Here is a 15,058-nt window from a genome sequence, read left to right on the forward strand (position 1 = left end):
CCTGGGTACGGGAATTTCCTCGAACCATGGCCGGGCTGAAAGCGGCCTGCCAGGTCTCTCGGGGAGACCTGGCAAACAGCCGAAAGATGAGATGCCTCATCCGCAGTTAGACCGCCGCCGGCCATTCTTCCGGTGAGCTTGGCCGGCGGCTCAAAACCAAGGTGCAGCCCAGCGCCCTCGCCATCTCCGCCAAGGGTGACCGGCCGCCCTCGAAGCGGGATAGGCGATCCGAGGCCCCTCGGACCACTCGACCTCCGAGTGGTCCGAGGGGCCTGACTGCGCCGGTTGAACTGCCCAAGTGGACAGCCCGACGTCATGCCGGATAGCGCGGAAGTGCTGGTACGAACCGGCAAGTTCCTGCCCGCGGCACCCCTCGCATATCCCTTCAACGGACACCCTGTGGGCAGGCCGGCGCGGCCAGGTGGGAGCCGAGGGCTTCAGTCATCCGGAGGCGCAGCCCCACCCCGGGACCGCGGTTGCGGCACCCGGCTGGCGGGCCGGACGCCGCAACCGAGCACCTCAGGCCAGCGGGGGAACAGCTCCGCCAAGGTGCCGGGCGAAGAACCGGACCGCGCTGTCGACCTCGAACCTGGGAAGTTCCTTGTGCTTGCCCGAGTTCACGTGCAATGACTTCTCCTTCGAGGCGAAGGCGTCGAACAGCGCCAGCCCCTCCTCACGCGAAATGTGCTCGTCGTCCCACTGCAGGTCGAACTCGATCGGGATGGTGATCTGCTGCGCCTTCTGGGCCAGGACATCGGGCCAGTGCTGGCCGAAGACCGCGGCGGTGATCCTGGGGTCGGCTGCCACGAACGGTATGCCGATCGCGGTGCCCATGTTGATGCCCCAGTAGCCGACCGGCCCGTCGGCGCCGATCTCCGGAAGCTCCTGGAGGGCGTCAAGGGTTGCCTGGTACTCGGGCACGGCCCGCTCCGCCAGGTGGGCGTTGTAGCGGACGACAATCGGGCCTTCCGGCTCGCCCGCCGCCCTCGCCCGGAACAGCTCGGCGATTTCCGCCTCGTCGTGCGCGGTGCGCGGCCGGTCGCCGTGACCGGGCGCGTCGATGACGGCGACGTGGAAGCCGCAGCCCGTCACCAGGCACCGGGCCCGGCCCGACATCGCCGGGTGCTTCTTGTGGTTGCCGCCGCCGTGGCCCATCAGGACCAGGGGCGCGTGATCGCCGCCGGAAACCGGTGACCAGAGAACTCCGGGAACATCGCCCACGGTGAAGTCGCGCTCGACCATGCCGTTCGACGACGACTCGGCGGTGAACTGCAAAGAGTGCATAGGTGTTGCCTTTCGGGAGTGCCTTGTTATCGAGGCGCTCCCGGCGACGTCTATGTCAATCGCCGGCCGTGACGGGAAGGGGGAGCACCCACGTCGGTACAGCGTTCATGGGTCTCACCTCCTCGGGCGGCATCACGGTCAGCTGGAAGGTAGCAGCTTGATCGCCACCCCTTCAACCCTCTGCCTCGCCGCGTGCGGACAGCCACCGCGTGGTGCGGAACGCGGGTACCCGCGCCGCGCGCCCCCGGAGATTCGCTGGTCACCGGGGCGCGGCCGGGCTGCCTGGTGAATCGGCCGATGGGCCTAGCTTCCGGCCGTAACGCTGCCGGCAACGGCAACCGCTGCCATGACCGCCTGCATGTCGCGGATCGCAGCGCGAACGCTCTCGGCGGCCCACTGGCCGGATGCGATCTCCGCCATCCGGTCGGCCACCTGCTTACGCGGAACATCGGGGCACGCCAGGCGGTGCAGCTTGGCGGCGTGGATCAGGGCGATGAGGCCCGCCGTGCGCTCGTCCGGGGTGGCACCGTCCAGGACGACGGCCTGGAGCCGCTGACGCAGCTCCCTCTCGGGCGCGCCGTCGGCCTCGGGGTAGCGGCGCGTGGGGAACAGGCCGAGGGCCCTGTGCTGCTGCTCGGCGAGCACTCCGCGCGCACACAGGCTTTCCACGGCCGCGTCACCGGCCTTGCCCCGCTCCCTCTTCAGCCACTCCGTCACCCGACGCTTTTCGCGGCCGCGCAGCCAGGCGTCGAGCAGCGCCATGCGGTCATCGAGCAATCGCTCACCGGTCGGCGTCCTGTCTGTCAGCTTGAGGTACTTGCCTTCAACAGATGCCCGCCCGGCGAGGACCAGTTCCAGCAGGATCCCGCCCGCGGCGGCCCAGCCCGCCGCCCGCCGCTGCTCCGGCACCCCGGACTCGTCGTCCAGACAGAGCAGCATGATCTCCTCGGCCAGTGTGATGGCCATCCTCGGTCCCCCGATACGTCTCGTGATCGTTGCAGTCAACCGATGAGACGCCCAGGTTGACCTGGCGGTTGCCACGACGTCCGTCTCGTAGCCCGCACCCATCGGACAAGCCTCAGGGCGCGCATCGGGCCGCGATCAATGAGCGGGCTCTCCCCTCGCGCTGATCTTCGATCCGGTGGATCGTCTTGCATGCACGTGCGCAACTGGCCGATGCAGAGCGGGAGTTCATCGAGCCGTGCCTGCCGATCGGCGAGTACGGTCCTCAGCCGGTGCGGCTGCGGCAGCAGTTCGAGGGGGTGCCGTGGCGGTTTCGGGCGGGCGAGCAGTGGCGGGAATTGCCCGCCGCAAGGTCCACCTCGCCGCCCTCCGCAGGTGCCGTCCACTGGCGTGCGCCCTGACCGCCGAGCAGGCCGCCGACGGCCCACAGTTCGTCCCCGTACTGGACAGGATGTGCGTCCGCGGGCTCGCCCATCGCCCTTCGCGTGCCGTTCGGCGTACCCGTCCCGCGGCAATTGCGGCCACCTACGCAGGCGCGGCATCAAGGCCGTGATCCCGGACCTGTGCGCCGCCTGCGCGGTGTCGGCCCGCGGGGTCAGGTGAGGGCGGCGACCAGCAGGGCGAAGGCGGCGATGAGGACGGCGACGCGGGCGTAGTGGAAGCGGTCCCAGCGGTTCATCTGCTCCTTCCAGTCCTCGGGCCGGTTCTCGGGGGTCCAGGTCTTGCCCCGGTTGTTGATCGGGACGAGCAGCAGGATCGACATGATCACGCTGAGGATCAGCAGTGCGGCGGCGGCGATGACGAGGCCGGTGCCGGGGCGGTGCCATCCGGCGATGGCCCAGACCGCGGCGAGGACGAGCGAGCCGATGTACCAGACCGGCATCACGGCGCCGAGCATCCGGCCCCCGTGTGCGCGGCCGAGTTGGCCACTGTCTTCGGGGAGTGCGTCGAGGATCCGGTTGATGACGAAGGCGACGGAGAACTCCACCCCCACCATCACGCCGACGACCACGGTGGTGAACACCTCGAGTGCGTTGAGCATGATGACCCCTCCTGGGATCTAGCGCCGCTAGATGATGAGGCAACGCTAGTACTGCTGCCGCTCGAATGTCTAGCAGTGCTAGAATCGAAGTATGTCGGTACAGGAACGCAAGGAGCGTGAGCGGGCGGGCCGCGAGCGCCTCATCGTGGCGACGGCCCGCGAACTCGCCGAACAGCAGGGCTGGGACGCGGTCACCACCCGCCGGCTCGCCGAGCGCATCGAGTACAGCCAGCCCGTCCTCTACAGCCACTTCCGCGGCAAGCGCGAGATCATCGGCGCCGTCGCCCTGGAGGGCGCCGGCGAGATGGCCGCGGCGGTGCGTGCCGCGGCCTGCTCCGCCGACGGCCCGCGCGCCCGGGTCACCGCCCTCGCCCGCGCCTACCTCGACTTCGCCGAACGCAACCCGGCGGTCTACGACGCCATGTTCCAGCTCGACGGCGGCCTGGCGTTCGCGAAGGAGGAGACCCCGGAGCCTCTGAAGGACGCCTTCGCCGCCCTGCTGGAAAGCCTCGGCGAGGTCGCCGGGGACGGCGTCCACCCGGGACTGTTCACCGAGACGTTCTGGGCGGCCCTGCACGGACTGGCCACCCTGACCCGGGCGCGACGGCTCCCGCCGGAGGACACCGAGCGCCGGGTGGAGTTGCTGGTGGACCGGCTCGCCATGGTCTGACGCACCGTCCCGGCGGGGACGCAGCCGGAGCCCGCGGGCCCCGACGCCACACGTATGCACATGTATGACCCCGGTCCCTTCAGATCCTGCCCGCGCGCCTCACCTCCTCGACCCGCGAGTCGATCGCCGTGCTGAAGCTGTAGGCCGCGCCGATTTCGCGGAATGACGTGCGGAAAGCGTCGACGGCCTTGGAGCGGCCGGCGCTCAGGTGGTCGAACGCCTTCCGGCACTCCACGGTGGCTGCCGCCGCGTTGAGGATGAACCGTTGCCAGAGCATCTGGGCCCGGGCGTCGGGGACGCGGAAGTACGCGTAGGCGTCGAGGGCGGTTCTGCCGATGTCCTCGCAGTTGGGACGGATGCGGTACAGGGCGGTCAGTGGTGCCCTCCTGTCGATGGCCCGTACGCGTGCGACGATCCCGTCGCGTTGGCTTCGGAGCCGTTCCAGGAGTGCCTTTCCGCCGAGGTCGTTCCAGGCGTCCATCTGCAACGCCTTGGTCCGTGGGGCGACCGGGACGGCCTTGATCCCGGGCGATATCTGGAGGACCTGTTTTTGGAAGGTGCGCAGGTCGGGCTTCTGCAGGGTTCGCTCCTGCTGGTGTGCCGCCTCGATCACGGAGACCGTCAGCACCGCGGCGCACAACGTCCCCAGGCAGACGCGGCGGAAGGCTGATCCGGCTCTGCCCGGCGGGTCCGCGGCGGCTGGTCGCCGCTGCCGGAACGTCCGCACCCTTCGGACGGCCGACACCACCGCAGCCACCACAAGGGCGGCGATGGTCACGGTCGTCAGGGTGAAGTCCAGCACCGTCCGGAGGTCCTGCCAGTCGAGGATCCGGGACGGCCGCCAGGCACAGGAGGACTGAGTCAGGCTCAGTCGATCGATACAGCCGTCGAAGGAGAGCAGCACGAACAGGCCGGCCAGGCCCATCACCGCCGCGGTCTGCGCTGCGATGAGGGTGCGGAGCAGTCGGTACCGGCTCGCCCGCACGGCGGCGACCACGGCGGCCGTCACCGCCGTCGTGGTCAGGCCGACATACGTCCAGGCGAAGAAGACCAACCCCTGGAGACTGGCTCCCTGTGGGGGCGCTCCCCACACACCCGAGTGCAGATACGCCAGTACCGTGACGACGACGGCCCAGCCCCCCGCCCCGCACAGCAGTCCCGGCAGCAGTACCCCTCGCAGCCGCGGCAGACTCTCCGCGGCCGGTTCCACCGCACCCTCGATGTCAAGCGCGGCAGCACGCGTCCAGGGCAGTGCGGCGGAGGCCGAGCGGGTCGTCCAGGCCGCCAACGGCACGACCCACAGGGCGGCGGCCGCGGCGGCGGCGAGCGGCGCCCCGTTCAGGCTCAGCACCACCGGGAAGACGGCGGAGATCCCAGACAGCACGGCCCCGTGGTCTCCGGCCGGGCCGGGGTACGCCTGCTGCAGCCACCGGCGGACCCCCGCAGGCTCGTACCACCACCCAGTGCCGATCGGCGCATTGACCTGCCACCAGGTGAGCCACTGCGCCAGCGCCAGACCTCCCGCCGCCAGACCGGCCGTCAGCATCGGACGGATGGTCCGCCCCCGCCATCTCCTGACCCACAGCTGGGCACACTGCGCGGTCCACCAGGTGAAGGCCGGGCCGCCGATCAGGAACTGCACGAGCCGTGCGTTCTGACTGGGAAAGAACTGTTCGATCGTGCCCTGGCCGGTGACCAGCGTGCCGGCGGCCATTCCGGCCCCCAGCCACAGCCCTGCACGCACCCCCGAGGGAGGGCGACGCCCGGTCAGTACGGCGTGGATCACCGCCCGCCAGAGAGTGATCCCGGCCACCCCGGTGGCGATTCCCGCTGCCGCCAGCGCCGCCGTCTGCGCCGTCAGCGTGCCGCTCGTCTGCTGGGTGTACGGCGTCAGGGCCAACGCCAGCTGGGAGCTGATCAAGGTGGCGGCGGCACCGGTCAGGAACATCGGCAGCGCGGGTACGCCGTAGACCGGGCCGGAGTCGGTCAGGGCGTCCCGGCGCAGGTCCCACCGCGGGTGGGTGCGCCACAGGGCAACGAACGAGGCGAGCCTGCGCCGCAGTGCGCCGTCGCCCGAGGGCGGCACCCCGACGTGCCAACCACGCAGGTCCGCGCCCCAGCGCACAGCGGTGCGATCGGCGTGGATCTCCCGGCTGCGCAGCACGTCCGACCGCGCGAGGTACACCAGCACCACGAGGAAGGCCGTCTGGAGGAAGCTCCGTGACGGGCCCACGAACACAGGACTTCCCAGTCGTACTCCGTAGACCAGGTACATGGCCAGACCGACCAGGAACGGTGGCGTGACCAGGGTGAGGAAGACCCGCCAGAGCGCCACCGTGGCGTAGGTGAGGGTGACGTCCCCGTTGCGGATGTGGGCGAATTCGTGCAGCAACACCGCCCGGAAGCCCTCGGGATCTCGGTGTCTGCGGGCGAGCAGGCCGCCGTGCAGGCTCATGATCGGCCTGCCGTTGCGGCCGAAGACCAGCGCGCCGACGGAGGCCGCGGTCGGATCGACCAGCACGCGCGGCATCCGGTCCAGCCCGGCCACCGCCGCCACCTCCTCCAGCACGCGCCGGATCTCCCCATCGTGATCGACCGCCGTCAGCGGGACCGCCCTGCCTCGCCGCGCCTTCCAGACGGGCAGCCAGTAGAACAGCGCGACGGCCGCAACGGACAGCAGGACCAGGCATGAGAGGGGCACCCACCACGGTGGTGGCTGGGCGTAGCGGCGCTGGCAGTCCAGGTACGCCAGCGACTGGGTGCTGCGGCTGACGATGATCTGCAGATCGGTGGCGTGGTCGGGATCCACCCCTGCGGCCAGGGAGCAGCGATACGCATCGGCCTTCGACACCCACCAGTAGGCCATGTACAGCAGCATCAGGCCGCTGGTCACGAGGATCAGCACCACGAGCAGGGCGAACCGCATGGTCGTGCCGGCGCTGACCGGCCGGTCGCCCGCGGGAGCCGGGGTCGCCATCGTGGCCATCGCCCGCTACTCCTGCGGTGGTTCGCCGCCTTCGGGCGAAGGGTCGAGGGGGCCGTCCCGGCTCGTCTGCTCCTCCGATGCGGTCAGTGCCAGCCTGGCCACCACTGCGTCCGCGATCGCCTCCGCGGGCTCCTCGTCAAAACCCCGCTGCGCGGCCATCTCCCGCACCCGACGGTGGACCTCCGCGAGTTGACCTGGGGTCAGTGCAGGGACGGTCACCTCCGGGCCCCGCCGCCGGAAGACCCTGCGCAGCAGCGACCTCGCACCGGTGACCGCGCCGTTCGCGGCAGCGTCTCCGAGCTGCCGAGCCGTCTGGTCCAGCACCAACCACACCACCGGGGCGGCCATCGTCGCGATCTCGCCGAGGCCGAAGCCGAGCGGCTCCCGACGACCACCCCCGCGCTCCAGCCGCCGAACGACGGTGGCGTCGTCCAACCGGGCCAGCCCTGCGACTACGGCCAGTTCCTCCGGCGCGACCTCCGCCACCACCTCGCGCACCACCTCGCGCACCCGCACCGTGCCGTGCACCGGCGGTATCGCATCAGAACCCATGACGACTCCCCGTGTCCCCCGTGGTCGGCAGTTCCGCACCGTCACCCTACTGCGGAGGCCGAGATTCCGAACGGGCCTCTCGCGACTCCTGTTTCCACTTCGCCCGCCGGGTGCGCCGAGACCGGGACACTATGTAGCCCGGCATCCGAAGGAGGGCCCCATGCTGATCGACTTCGTTCCCGACGAGAATCTGTACCCCTTCGAGTCGCGTTGGTTTGACTCGTCCGCCGGCAGGGTTCACTACATCGACGAGGGGACCGGACCAACGATCCTGTTCTGTCACGGCGCTCCGGCGTGGAGTTTCCTCTACCGCCACATCGTGAAGGACCTGCGCGACCGGTACCGGTGCGTCGCCGTCGACTACCTGGGGTTCGGGTTGTCCGAACGTCCTGCGGGATTCGGCTACACCATCGCCGAGCACACCGCGGTCCTCGGCGAGTTGATCGATCACCTGCGGCTCGACGACTTCGTGCTGATGGGACACGATTGGGGCGGACCCATCGGTCTGGGCGCGGTCACCACGCGCGCGGACCGGGTGAGGGGGATCGTGCTGGGCAACACCGTGTTCTGGCCGATCGAAGCGATGGCCAATCGGGCTTTCAGCGTGATCATGGGCAGTCGTCCGATGCAGCGGCGGATACTCGAACGGAATTTCCTCGTCGAGCGCGTCCTGCTCGCAGAACTGGGGCGCAAGCTCACCGCGGCCGAGGCCGACCACTACCGCGCGGTGCAGCCCACCGCGGAAGCCCGGCGCGGACTCGCCGTGATGCCCGGGCAAATTCGTGCCGCGCGCCCGCTGCTGGACCGGCTTTCACGAGACGTTCCGGCCCAACTCGGCGACAAGCGAGCCCTGTTGGTGTGGGGAATGCAGGACATGGTGTTCCGTCCGCACACCTCCATCCCCCGGATGCGTGCCGCCTTCACCGATCTGGAGATCGTCGAGTTGCCCCACGCGCGGCACTTCATTCAGGAACACACACCGGATGCGATCACGGCGGCGATCGCGAAGCGATTCCCGTGATCTCGCTCGACGAACGTCCCTCCCCCGGGCCCGGGCAACGGACCGCGAAGGGTGTCGGCTAGGGCGATCTCCTTGCGGAAGGCTCCCTCGTAGGAGGCGTCGCCGGCGTTGTGCATCAGGTCGGTGATCCAGATCGCGTATGCCTGGTATTTCCGGAGGTGGCTCAGGCAGGTGTCGGAGTAGTTGTCGAGCAGACTCGCGTCGCCTTCCTGGACCTTCGCGATGACCGCGCGGGCGAACACCTCGGCGTCGTAGAGGGCGAGGTGGATGCCCTTCGCGCCCATCGGGGGGACGATGTGTGCCGCGTCGCCGAGCAGGTGGAGGCGGCCGTGGCTCATCGGGCTGAACACCACGGACCGCAGCGGCACGATCCGCTTGTCGACGATGCGGCCGGTGGGCACGTCGGCGCCGAAGCGGGCTCCTAGTTCGCTCCAGATGCGCTCGTCCGGCCACTGCTCGGGAGTGTCGCCGGGCGGGCAAGGGTGAGTTGGCCGGCAGGGACGGAGGCCCGGCTGACGCCGTGGAAACCGTCGCAGCCGGCGACGAAGTCGCAGGTGACGGTCGTGGTCGTACCGTCGGGGTTGCGGTAGTGCACCGTGGGACATTCACTGTCGATGCCTGCCAGGCTGACGTCGAGGGCCTCGAAGCGCAGATCGCCGCCTGCTTCCAGGAAGGCGTCAGTGAGGTTGCGGACGAGGACCTGCTGAGGGCGGAAGACCGCGTCGGTGTCGACGTCCTCGAACCCGAGGGGGTACATGCCCCCGTCCAACCAGGTGCCGCCGGTGATCTCCTTCGGGGAGGAGCCGTCCTTCACGACGTCCGCAAGCCCCCACTCGCGGAACAGCCGCACCCCGCGGCTGTCGACGGCGCCCGCGCGCTGTCGCTTCTCCACGTACGCGCGGCTGTGCTTCTCGACGACTGTGGGCGCGGCAGCGATCGTCGCCAACCGGGATGTGGACAGCGGATACCGGAAACCCGCCAACCGGGCGGCGGGTGACGACGGCGCACCCAGCGGACCGGAACCGGTTACCTTCTGCGGTTGCGCAGATCGGACTGGTAGCGGCCGGGGGTCTGGCCGACGACCTCGGTGAAGGCGTCGATGAAACTCGACGGATTGGACCAGCCGCACTCCATCGCCGTGTCGGTGACCGATCGGCCCTCGCTGAGCCGAGCCAGGGCGTGGTGGATGCGCAGCGTGGTGCGCCAGCGGTGGAAACTCATGCCCAGTTCGGTGTGGAACAGGCGGCTCACGGTCCGCTCACTCGCTCCCGCGGCCCGCCCCAGGTCGGCCAAGGTCGCACTCCGGCCGGGATCGGCGTGCAGGAGGTCGGTGACGGCGCGCGGCCCGTCGTCGTGGGGCTCGGGCAGGTGCAGGGACTGCTCGGGGGTTTCGGCGAGCTCGTCGATCACCACGGCGAGCAGCCGCCGGGCGGCGCCGGGGCGGGGTTCCGCTCGGTCGGTCAGCGCCAGCAGGGCCTCGCGCAGCAGCGGGCCCACCGCGAACACGCTGGGGTGTGCCACCAGTTCGCCGCACAGGTCGACCGGGACCGTGACGAGGCGGGCGTCGGTGGTGCCGTGGAAGCGATGCGCATGCTCGAAGCCCGGCGGGGTCCACGTCACGCGGTGCGCGGGAGCGACCCAGGTCCCACGCTCGGTCGTGGTGGCCAGGGCTCCGGCGACCGCGTACACCAGCTGCCCCTCTGCGTGGGAGTGCGGAGCGAACTGGAAGCCGTGCGGGATCCAGGCCGCGTTACGACGCGCGGTCGACGGCGGCAGGGAGGACGGCGGGGCGGATCGGCGGGTTTTGGGCCTAGGGCGTCAATTTATCGGTGCATAGTGCCTTCGTCGGCCGCAGCGTCGCTCACGTGAGGAGCGACGTATCTGTGAGTTCAGAGGAGGGCGCGGTATGGATGTGTCGCCGGTCGGAGTGTGGAGTACGGCGTTCACTCACGGTGACCCCGATCGCGCGCGGGTGGCGGCCCGCGCACTGGAGGAGCTCGGCTACGGCACACTGTGGCTGGGTGGCGTTCCCGGCGGCAACCCGAGCGGGGACCTGCACAGCAGTCTCAACCTCCTCGCGGCGACCCGACACGTGGTCGTCGCAACCTCCTGTGTCTCCATTTGGAGCGTTCCGCCCGATCGGCTCGCCGTTGCCTACCGGGGGCTTCCCGCACCGTATCGGCAACGCACACTGGTGGGTCTGGCCGTCAGTCACGCGGAGATCGCCGCGGCCTACCGGCACCCCTGCGCGGCGATGTCCGCCTACCTCGACGCGCTGGACACGTCCGCCGGTTCGCTGCCGAAGGCCGCGCGGATCCTGGGCGCGCACCGGCCTCTGATGACCCGGCTCGCCGCCGACCGGGCCGCTGGTGTGCAGCCCTATCTGGTCCCGCCGTCGCACACCGCCCGGGTCCGCGCTGCGCTGGGGGCTGGGCCGCTCCTCGCGCCGGTGGTGACGTCCGTGGTGGACACCGACCCGGTCACGGCCCGTGCCACGGCGCGGCGGGCGATCAGCCCTTACCTCACGAAGACCAACTACGTACGCACCTGGCTGGAAGACGGCTTCACCCGGGGCGACCTCGCCGACGGCGGCAGCGACCGCTTCGTCGACTCCCTGGTGGTGTGGGGGTCCGTCGACGTCGTCGCGCGGCGTGTCCTGGCACATCTGGAGGCGGGCGCGGACCACGTCGCCCTCCAGATCGTCACCGACACCCCGCATGCCCTCCCCCTCACCGCGTGGCGTGCCGTGGCCGAATGCCTGCCCCGTGCCTAGCACCGCCAGGTGTGAGGTGAAACCACCGCACAGGCCCGGCCCCGGCCCGGCCCCGGCGTTACGCTCGCAGCTGTTCGCCGCGGCCGGGAAGTCGCACGTTCGGGCAGCAGCGGTCAGCCGGGCGGGAGATGGAACAGTGCACGGACCCGGCCGATCAGGAGGGGGGTTCCGAGAACCATGACGAGGCCACCGGCCCCGACGAGTTCGGTGGCGTGGCGGACGGCGTCGGCGGTCTCCTGCCGTACGTACAGTTCTCGGCGCGTCGCCAAGGCAGTGCACATCTCGTCCGGCGCCGCTTCGTTGGGGTGCCCGACCCGGGTCAGTACCACCGGCCAGTCAGCGGGCAGCGGCTCAAGCATGGTTGCCACCTTCTTGTACCGGAGGGTGCCGAAGACGAGGGCCGTGCGCTCAGCGGCGCGGGATTCCCGCAGGACTTCCGGAGCCACGGTGACGGCACCCTGGTGGTTGGCGGCAATGTCGAGCAGCAGGCGGCCGGTCCAGGAGTCCAGGCGGGCCGGCGCCAGCAGTTCGAGGCGGCCGGGCCAGCGGGTCGCGGCGAGGCCGCCGCGCAGCGCCTCTTCCGGGATGTCTCGGATCAGTCCTCGTTCGGCCAGCGAGTCGATGCCGGCTACGGCGAGGGCCAGATTGTGATGCTGGTGCGCTCCGCGGAGCGGACAGGGCAATTCCCGGTGGACGGCACGTGGGGTGACCACGTCCAGCACGGTGCGTCCATCGCGGGCCAGGTGTGGCCGGTAACGCACTTCCTGGTGGATGCGCCAGACGGTCAGCTCCGTGTGGGTGCCGAGGACGTCGTCCACGGCCTCGGCCGCCTCCTGGGGCAACTCGCCGAGCACGACATGGTCGCCGTCTCGCACGATGCCTGCCTTGTTCCGTACGATCTCGCCCAGGGTGTTTCCCAGCAGATGCTCGTGGTCCAGTCCCACTCCGGTGATGACCTTTACGCCAGGGTCGAAGCAGTTGACCGCGGTGCGCCGGCCGCCGATGTTCGCCTCCATGACGGCCAAGTCCACTTCAGATTCGGCGAATTGAACCGCGGCTGCGGCTGCGTGCACTGCTCCTGCATTGACCGTAAGGCCCGTACTCCTGAGAGTGTCGTCGACCTTCGCGAAGGCGCGGTGACATGCGGTCGGAGAGACGGGCACTCCGTTGATGCGGATGCGTTCGGTGACCTGCTGCAGGTGCGGGCTGGGCATGCTTCCGATGCGCAGCCCGGCCGCGGCCAACGCGGAGACGGCGAACGCGCAGGTCGACCCCTTCCCGTTGGTGCCGGTGACGGTCATGCCCCGCAGGTTGCGTCCCGGGTCGCCGAGGGCTTCGAGAAGCCGGGGCATCGCACCGGTGCCCGCTCCGTTGAACTGATAGCGACCGATGATCTCTTCACAGGCCAGTTCTTCTCTTGTTGCCAACCGTGCCACCTCGCAACCAGTGTGGGAGGGGATGCATTCGTGCTCGAAGTGTGGTCAACCGGCGTTTGTCTTCAGGATGGCGCGAGCGAGAGCTACCACTTCCCAGGTGTCGCAGTCGACGGACACTCCACCGACATCAGGCACGTACCGCAGGGCAAGAGCCCGGGTCAGTACCCGGATGGGCAGACCCGTCAACACTCCATGCCGAGCGAGGGTCAGCGCAAGACCTCGTCGCACGGCTGCGGTCCGGTATGCGGCGAACAGCGGATTGTCCCGACCCTGTGTCTCCAGCATGACCGCGCCCTCGGCCCCGGAACCGGCCGCCTGACGCAACAACTCCGCCACCGTCTCCTGCCGCACGAAGGGAAGATCCGCGGCAAGGACCACCACGAACGGTGCGCGCACCCGGCTCACTCCCGCAGCCAGCGCCGCGAGCGGCCCGCCGTGCACCGGACTCTCCCGCACATGATCTACGGGGCGGACGGTGGCCCGGTGCGGCCCCACCACAATCGTCCTCCCCGCCCCGTCACATGCCTGAAGTGCCCGATCGAGCAACGACATGCCGCCAACGGACACCATCGGCTTGTCCGCTCCGCCCAAACGCCGGGCTCGCCCTCCCGCCAGCACCACCGCGTCGTAGCACGCACCTGTGTCGTCTGCGGGCAGCTCCTCTCCGCCGTCGAGGAGTGAACTCCTTGCTGCCCTGTCGTCACCACCCACACCAGCCCCCTTCCCGCCTTGCCCGGATACGCGAACGCGTCACCGTCGTTCGGAGACTCGAAAGCTCGAAGGATCGAAGGCTCGGCTCAGGGAAGGATCGGGGCTGTGAGGTGGAGATTCCACCTGTTCCAAGCCAAGCTCGACGGCCCCGGCGCACCGGTGCACCCTCACGGAACTCTTTTCCGCGCTGCCGAACCATTCACCGCCGTTCAACAACCACCGCCGCGGCAGCCCTGATCACCTGGCTCCGCGCCTGATCGCCCGGGCAAGCCCCAGGGCCTGCCCGATGGGCCTGCCCGATGGGCCTGCCCGATGGAGCTGTGCCGTGTCACCGCGGCCCACCTGCCACGCCCACTGCCAGGTGATCTATTCGGTCGTCGTCCGGACCGACTGGGGACCAGTGTGCGATCCGCGTCCCCGCCTCGGGAGCGATCTTCGTCTTCGACACCGAGGACGTCGCAGACCCCCTGCTCTGCAGCGTTTCGGTGGCCGTCCACCGCCCCCACAGCTGCGGCTGAGGAGCGTCCGACGAGTCAGACACGGAGCCGGAGACGTAGGGAGAGGCAACGTCCGACCACCCTCGCCCGGTACGGCAACCGAACCACCGCGCCGGGGCGAGGACCACAGTGGAAGAGCTAGCGTTCGCTGCCACGCAGCAGGGTGTAGCGATGCCCTTCGTCCGGGTCGCCAACGTAGTAGTAGAGGGTGGGGCGTTCCGACGTTCCGCCGATGCTCCAGGTGGTGCCACAGGCACCCGCAAGTTCCAGACCCTGGCTGCGCGTCCCGCTGCTCTCAAGGCTCCACTTGCCCGTTCCTTCGCAATGGCCGTGGCCGGTGTCGCTCAGCCGGTGGGCGGTCGCCCCTCCGTCGGCAGCGAGTTCGAGCGTGCCACCGCTTCCGTCCTGCCAGATGCCGACCACGTCGGCACGGCTCAGGTGGGGCGGCTCGTACAGCTTCACCAGGCCGGTCGCGTAAGCCAGGCCGCCCCACAGCGCGAGTCCCACAGCGCCGGCAGTTCCCGATGCGAACACCCGTAGGGCCAGTCTCAGGCCGCTGCCGCTCCCCGGCTCGGGGCGGGACGCCGCCAGCCAGGCAAGCAACGCGCTCGGGACACTGAACGCGGTCAGTGCCAGCCACCACCACGCATGGACCGTCGGCGAACCCACTGCCCCCGAGGCCATCGTGTACAGCACGCTGCCCACGAGCAGCAGCGCAGCCGACACTATCGAGGCCACAAGCGGCACGCCCCACACTGCCCCCTTCCGCGTCCACCCCCAGCGCCCTTTCGCCCGGCGCGCCAACCAGACAGTGGGCAGCACCAGGATGAGCGTTGCGAGAAGGCCGAGGATCACGCTGACGGTGGCGAGCATCGGCAGGATGACGACAGTCGTGAAGACGAGACCGAGGCCGGTGAACTCGGACTCGGGGTCCTGCGACAGGCCGATGAGCATCAGGGCCACACCCCCGATGGCCATTTCCGCCACCAGGGCCGCCGTCGACACCAGGATGGTCCTGCCCGCCCAGATGTCCCGATGGCACGCCCCGTTGACGCCCTGCCCTAGTGGGCTCCGTGCCGTTGCCTGGCCAGTCATCTGCATCACCTCTCCCACCTGCGATGAT

14 protein-coding genes and 1 pseudogene are annotated in these 15,058 nt (G+C 69.9%); 4 read left to right on the top strand and 11 right to left on the bottom strand.

What is annotated here, in order from left to right; all coding sequences use genetic code 11:
* Positions 1-519: 519 nt before the first annotated feature.
* On the bottom strand, positions 520-1,284 hold the full coding sequence (locus JNO44_RS05400) for an alpha/beta hydrolase family protein (RefSeq protein WP_205361855.1): 765 nt from the start codon (positions 1,282-1,284) through the stop codon (positions 520-522).
* A 303-nt stretch (positions 1,285-1,587) separates the two neighbouring features.
* On the bottom strand, positions 1,588-2,250 hold the full coding sequence (locus JNO44_RS05405; RefSeq protein ID WP_205361857.1) for a GOLPH3/VPS74 family protein: 663 nt from the start codon (positions 2,248-2,250) through the stop codon (positions 1,588-1,590).
* A gap of 185 nt (positions 2,251-2,435) precedes the next feature.
* Here JNO44_RS05405 and JNO44_RS43130 point away from each other — a divergent pair.
* Positions 2,436-2,808 (top strand): annotated as a pseudogene (locus JNO44_RS43130) (transposase family protein); the annotation flags it as partial.
* Positions 2,809-2,842: 34 nt separating this feature from the next.
* On the opposite strand, the gene JNO44_RS05415 reads toward JNO44_RS43130, so the two are convergent.
* The gene (locus JNO44_RS05415) at positions 2,843-3,289 is read right to left on the bottom strand and encodes an anthrone oxygenase family protein (protein WP_102923214.1); all 447 of its coding nucleotides are present in this window, start codon (positions 3,287-3,289) and stop codon (positions 2,843-2,845) included.
* Positions 3,290-3,380: 91 nt separating this feature from the next.
* On the opposite strand from JNO44_RS05415, the gene JNO44_RS05420 reads away from it, so the two are divergent.
* Positions 3,381-3,959 carry a TetR/AcrR family transcriptional regulator gene (locus tag JNO44_RS05420; protein WP_205361861.1) on the top strand — a complete coding sequence of 193 codons (579 nt, stop codon included), beginning with the start codon at positions 3,381-3,383 and terminating at the stop codon, positions 3,957-3,959.
* A gap of 79 nt (positions 3,960-4,038) precedes the next feature.
* Here JNO44_RS05420 and JNO44_RS05425 read toward each other — a convergent pair whose 3' ends face one another.
* Both JNO44_RS05425 and JNO44_RS05430 read right to left on the bottom strand, forming a co-directional pair.
* Complete coding sequence (locus JNO44_RS05425; protein ID WP_205361871.1) at positions 4,039-6,945, bottom strand: M48 family metallopeptidase; 2,907 nt, start codon at positions 6,943-6,945, stop codon at positions 4,039-4,041.
* Positions 6,946-6,951: 6 nt separating this feature from the next.
* A complete protein-coding gene (locus JNO44_RS05430) occupies positions 6,952-7,497 on the bottom strand; it encodes a hypothetical protein (protein WP_205361873.1) in 546 nt (181 codons plus the stop codon).
* 160 nt (positions 7,498-7,657) lie between these two features.
* On the opposite strand from JNO44_RS05430, the gene JNO44_RS05435 reads away from it, so the two are divergent.
* Positions 7,658-8,518 carry a haloalkane dehalogenase gene (locus JNO44_RS05435; RefSeq protein WP_205361874.1) on the top strand — a complete coding sequence of 287 codons (861 nt, stop codon included), beginning with the start codon at positions 7,658-7,660 and terminating at the stop codon, positions 8,516-8,518.
* Here JNO44_RS05435 and JNO44_RS43135 read toward each other — a convergent pair.
* The 3 genes from JNO44_RS43135 to JNO44_RS05445 are packed head-to-tail and all read right to left on the bottom strand — an operon-like array spanning position 8,464 to position 10,258.
* Entirely contained in the window at positions 8,464-9,054 is a 591-nt protein-coding gene (locus JNO44_RS43135; protein ID WP_240167941.1) for an FAD-dependent monooxygenase, read from the bottom strand. The genes JNO44_RS05435 and JNO44_RS43135 overlap by 55 nt on opposite strands.
* Positions 8,940-9,647, bottom strand: a complete 708-nt coding sequence (locus JNO44_RS43140; protein ID WP_240167433.1) for an FAD-dependent monooxygenase — start codon at positions 9,645-9,647, stop codon at positions 8,940-8,942. Before JNO44_RS43140 ends, JNO44_RS43135 begins: the two co-directional genes overlap by 115 nt.
* On the bottom strand, positions 9,545-10,258 hold the full coding sequence (locus JNO44_RS05445; protein WP_205369402.1) for an AraC family transcriptional regulator: 714 nt from the start codon (positions 10,256-10,258) through the stop codon (positions 9,545-9,547). Before JNO44_RS05445 ends, JNO44_RS43140 begins: the two co-directional genes overlap by 103 nt.
* Before the next feature lie 166 nt (positions 10,259-10,424).
* On the opposite strand from JNO44_RS05445, the gene JNO44_RS05450 reads away from it, so the two are divergent.
* Positions 10,425-11,291 carry a TIGR03620 family F420-dependent LLM class oxidoreductase gene (locus JNO44_RS05450; RefSeq protein WP_205361876.1) on the top strand — a complete coding sequence of 289 codons (867 nt, stop codon included), beginning with the start codon at positions 10,425-10,427 and terminating at the stop codon, positions 11,289-11,291.
* A 113-nt stretch (positions 11,292-11,404) separates the two neighbouring features.
* Here the strand turns inward: JNO44_RS05450 and JNO44_RS05455 are convergent, their stop codons facing one another.
* The 3 genes from JNO44_RS05455 to JNO44_RS05465 form a co-directional block, all read right to left on the bottom strand.
* Positions 11,405-12,718 carry a bifunctional folylpolyglutamate synthase/dihydrofolate synthase gene (locus JNO44_RS05455; RefSeq protein ID WP_240167435.1) on the bottom strand — a complete coding sequence of 438 codons (1,314 nt, stop codon included), beginning with the start codon at positions 12,716-12,718 and terminating at the stop codon, positions 11,405-11,407.
* A 54-nt stretch (positions 12,719-12,772) separates the two neighbouring features.
* Positions 12,773-13,438, bottom strand: a complete 666-nt coding sequence (gene mobA, locus JNO44_RS05460; protein ID WP_240167436.1) for a molybdenum cofactor guanylyltransferase — start codon at positions 13,436-13,438, stop codon at positions 12,773-12,775.
* A 635-nt stretch (positions 13,439-14,073) separates the two neighbouring features.
* The gene (locus tag JNO44_RS05465; protein ID WP_205361878.1) at positions 14,074-15,030 is read right to left on the bottom strand and encodes a hypothetical protein; all 957 of its coding nucleotides are present in this window, start codon (positions 15,028-15,030) and stop codon (positions 14,074-14,076) included.
* Positions 15,031-15,058: the final 28 nt, after the last annotated feature.

It is taken from the genome of Streptomyces noursei, from assembly GCF_016917755.1.
Classification (GTDB): Bacteria; Actinomycetota; Actinomycetes; order Streptomycetales; family Streptomycetaceae; genus Streptomyces; species Streptomyces yunnanensis.

Bases quoted from the DNA above. Each gene is read 5' to 3' on its own strand.
- JNO44_RS05400 (WP_205361855.1), bottom strand. From the start codon at position 1,284: ATGCACTCTTTGCAGTTCACCGCCGAGTCGTCGTCGAACGGCATGGTC.
- JNO44_RS05405 (WP_205361857.1), bottom strand. From the start codon at position 2,250: ATGGCCATCACACTGGCCGAGGAGATCATGCTGCTCTGTCTGGACGAC.
- JNO44_RS05415 (WP_102923214.1), bottom strand. From the start codon at position 3,289: ATGCTCAACGCACTCGAGGTGTTCACCACCGTGGTCGTCGGCGTGATG.
- JNO44_RS05420 (WP_205361861.1), top strand. From the start codon at position 3,381: ATGTCGGTACAGGAACGCAAGGAGCGTGAGCGGGCGGGCCGCGAGCGC.
- JNO44_RS05425 (WP_205361871.1), bottom strand. From the start codon at position 6,945: ATGGCCACGATGGCGACCCCGGCTCCCGCGGGCGACCGGCCGGTCAGC.
- JNO44_RS05430 (WP_205361873.1), bottom strand. From the start codon at position 7,497: ATGGGTTCTGATGCGATACCGCCGGTGCACGGCACGGTGCGGGTGCGC.
- JNO44_RS05435 (WP_205361874.1), top strand. From the start codon at position 7,658: ATGCTGATCGACTTCGTTCCCGACGAGAATCTGTACCCCTTCGAGTCG.
- JNO44_RS05450 (WP_205361876.1), top strand. From the start codon at position 10,425: ATGGATGTGTCGCCGGTCGGAGTGTGGAGTACGGCGTTCACTCACGGT.
- JNO44_RS05465 (WP_205361878.1), bottom strand. From the start codon at position 15,030: ATGACTGGCCAGGCAACGGCACGGAGCCCACTAGGGCAGGGCGTCAAC.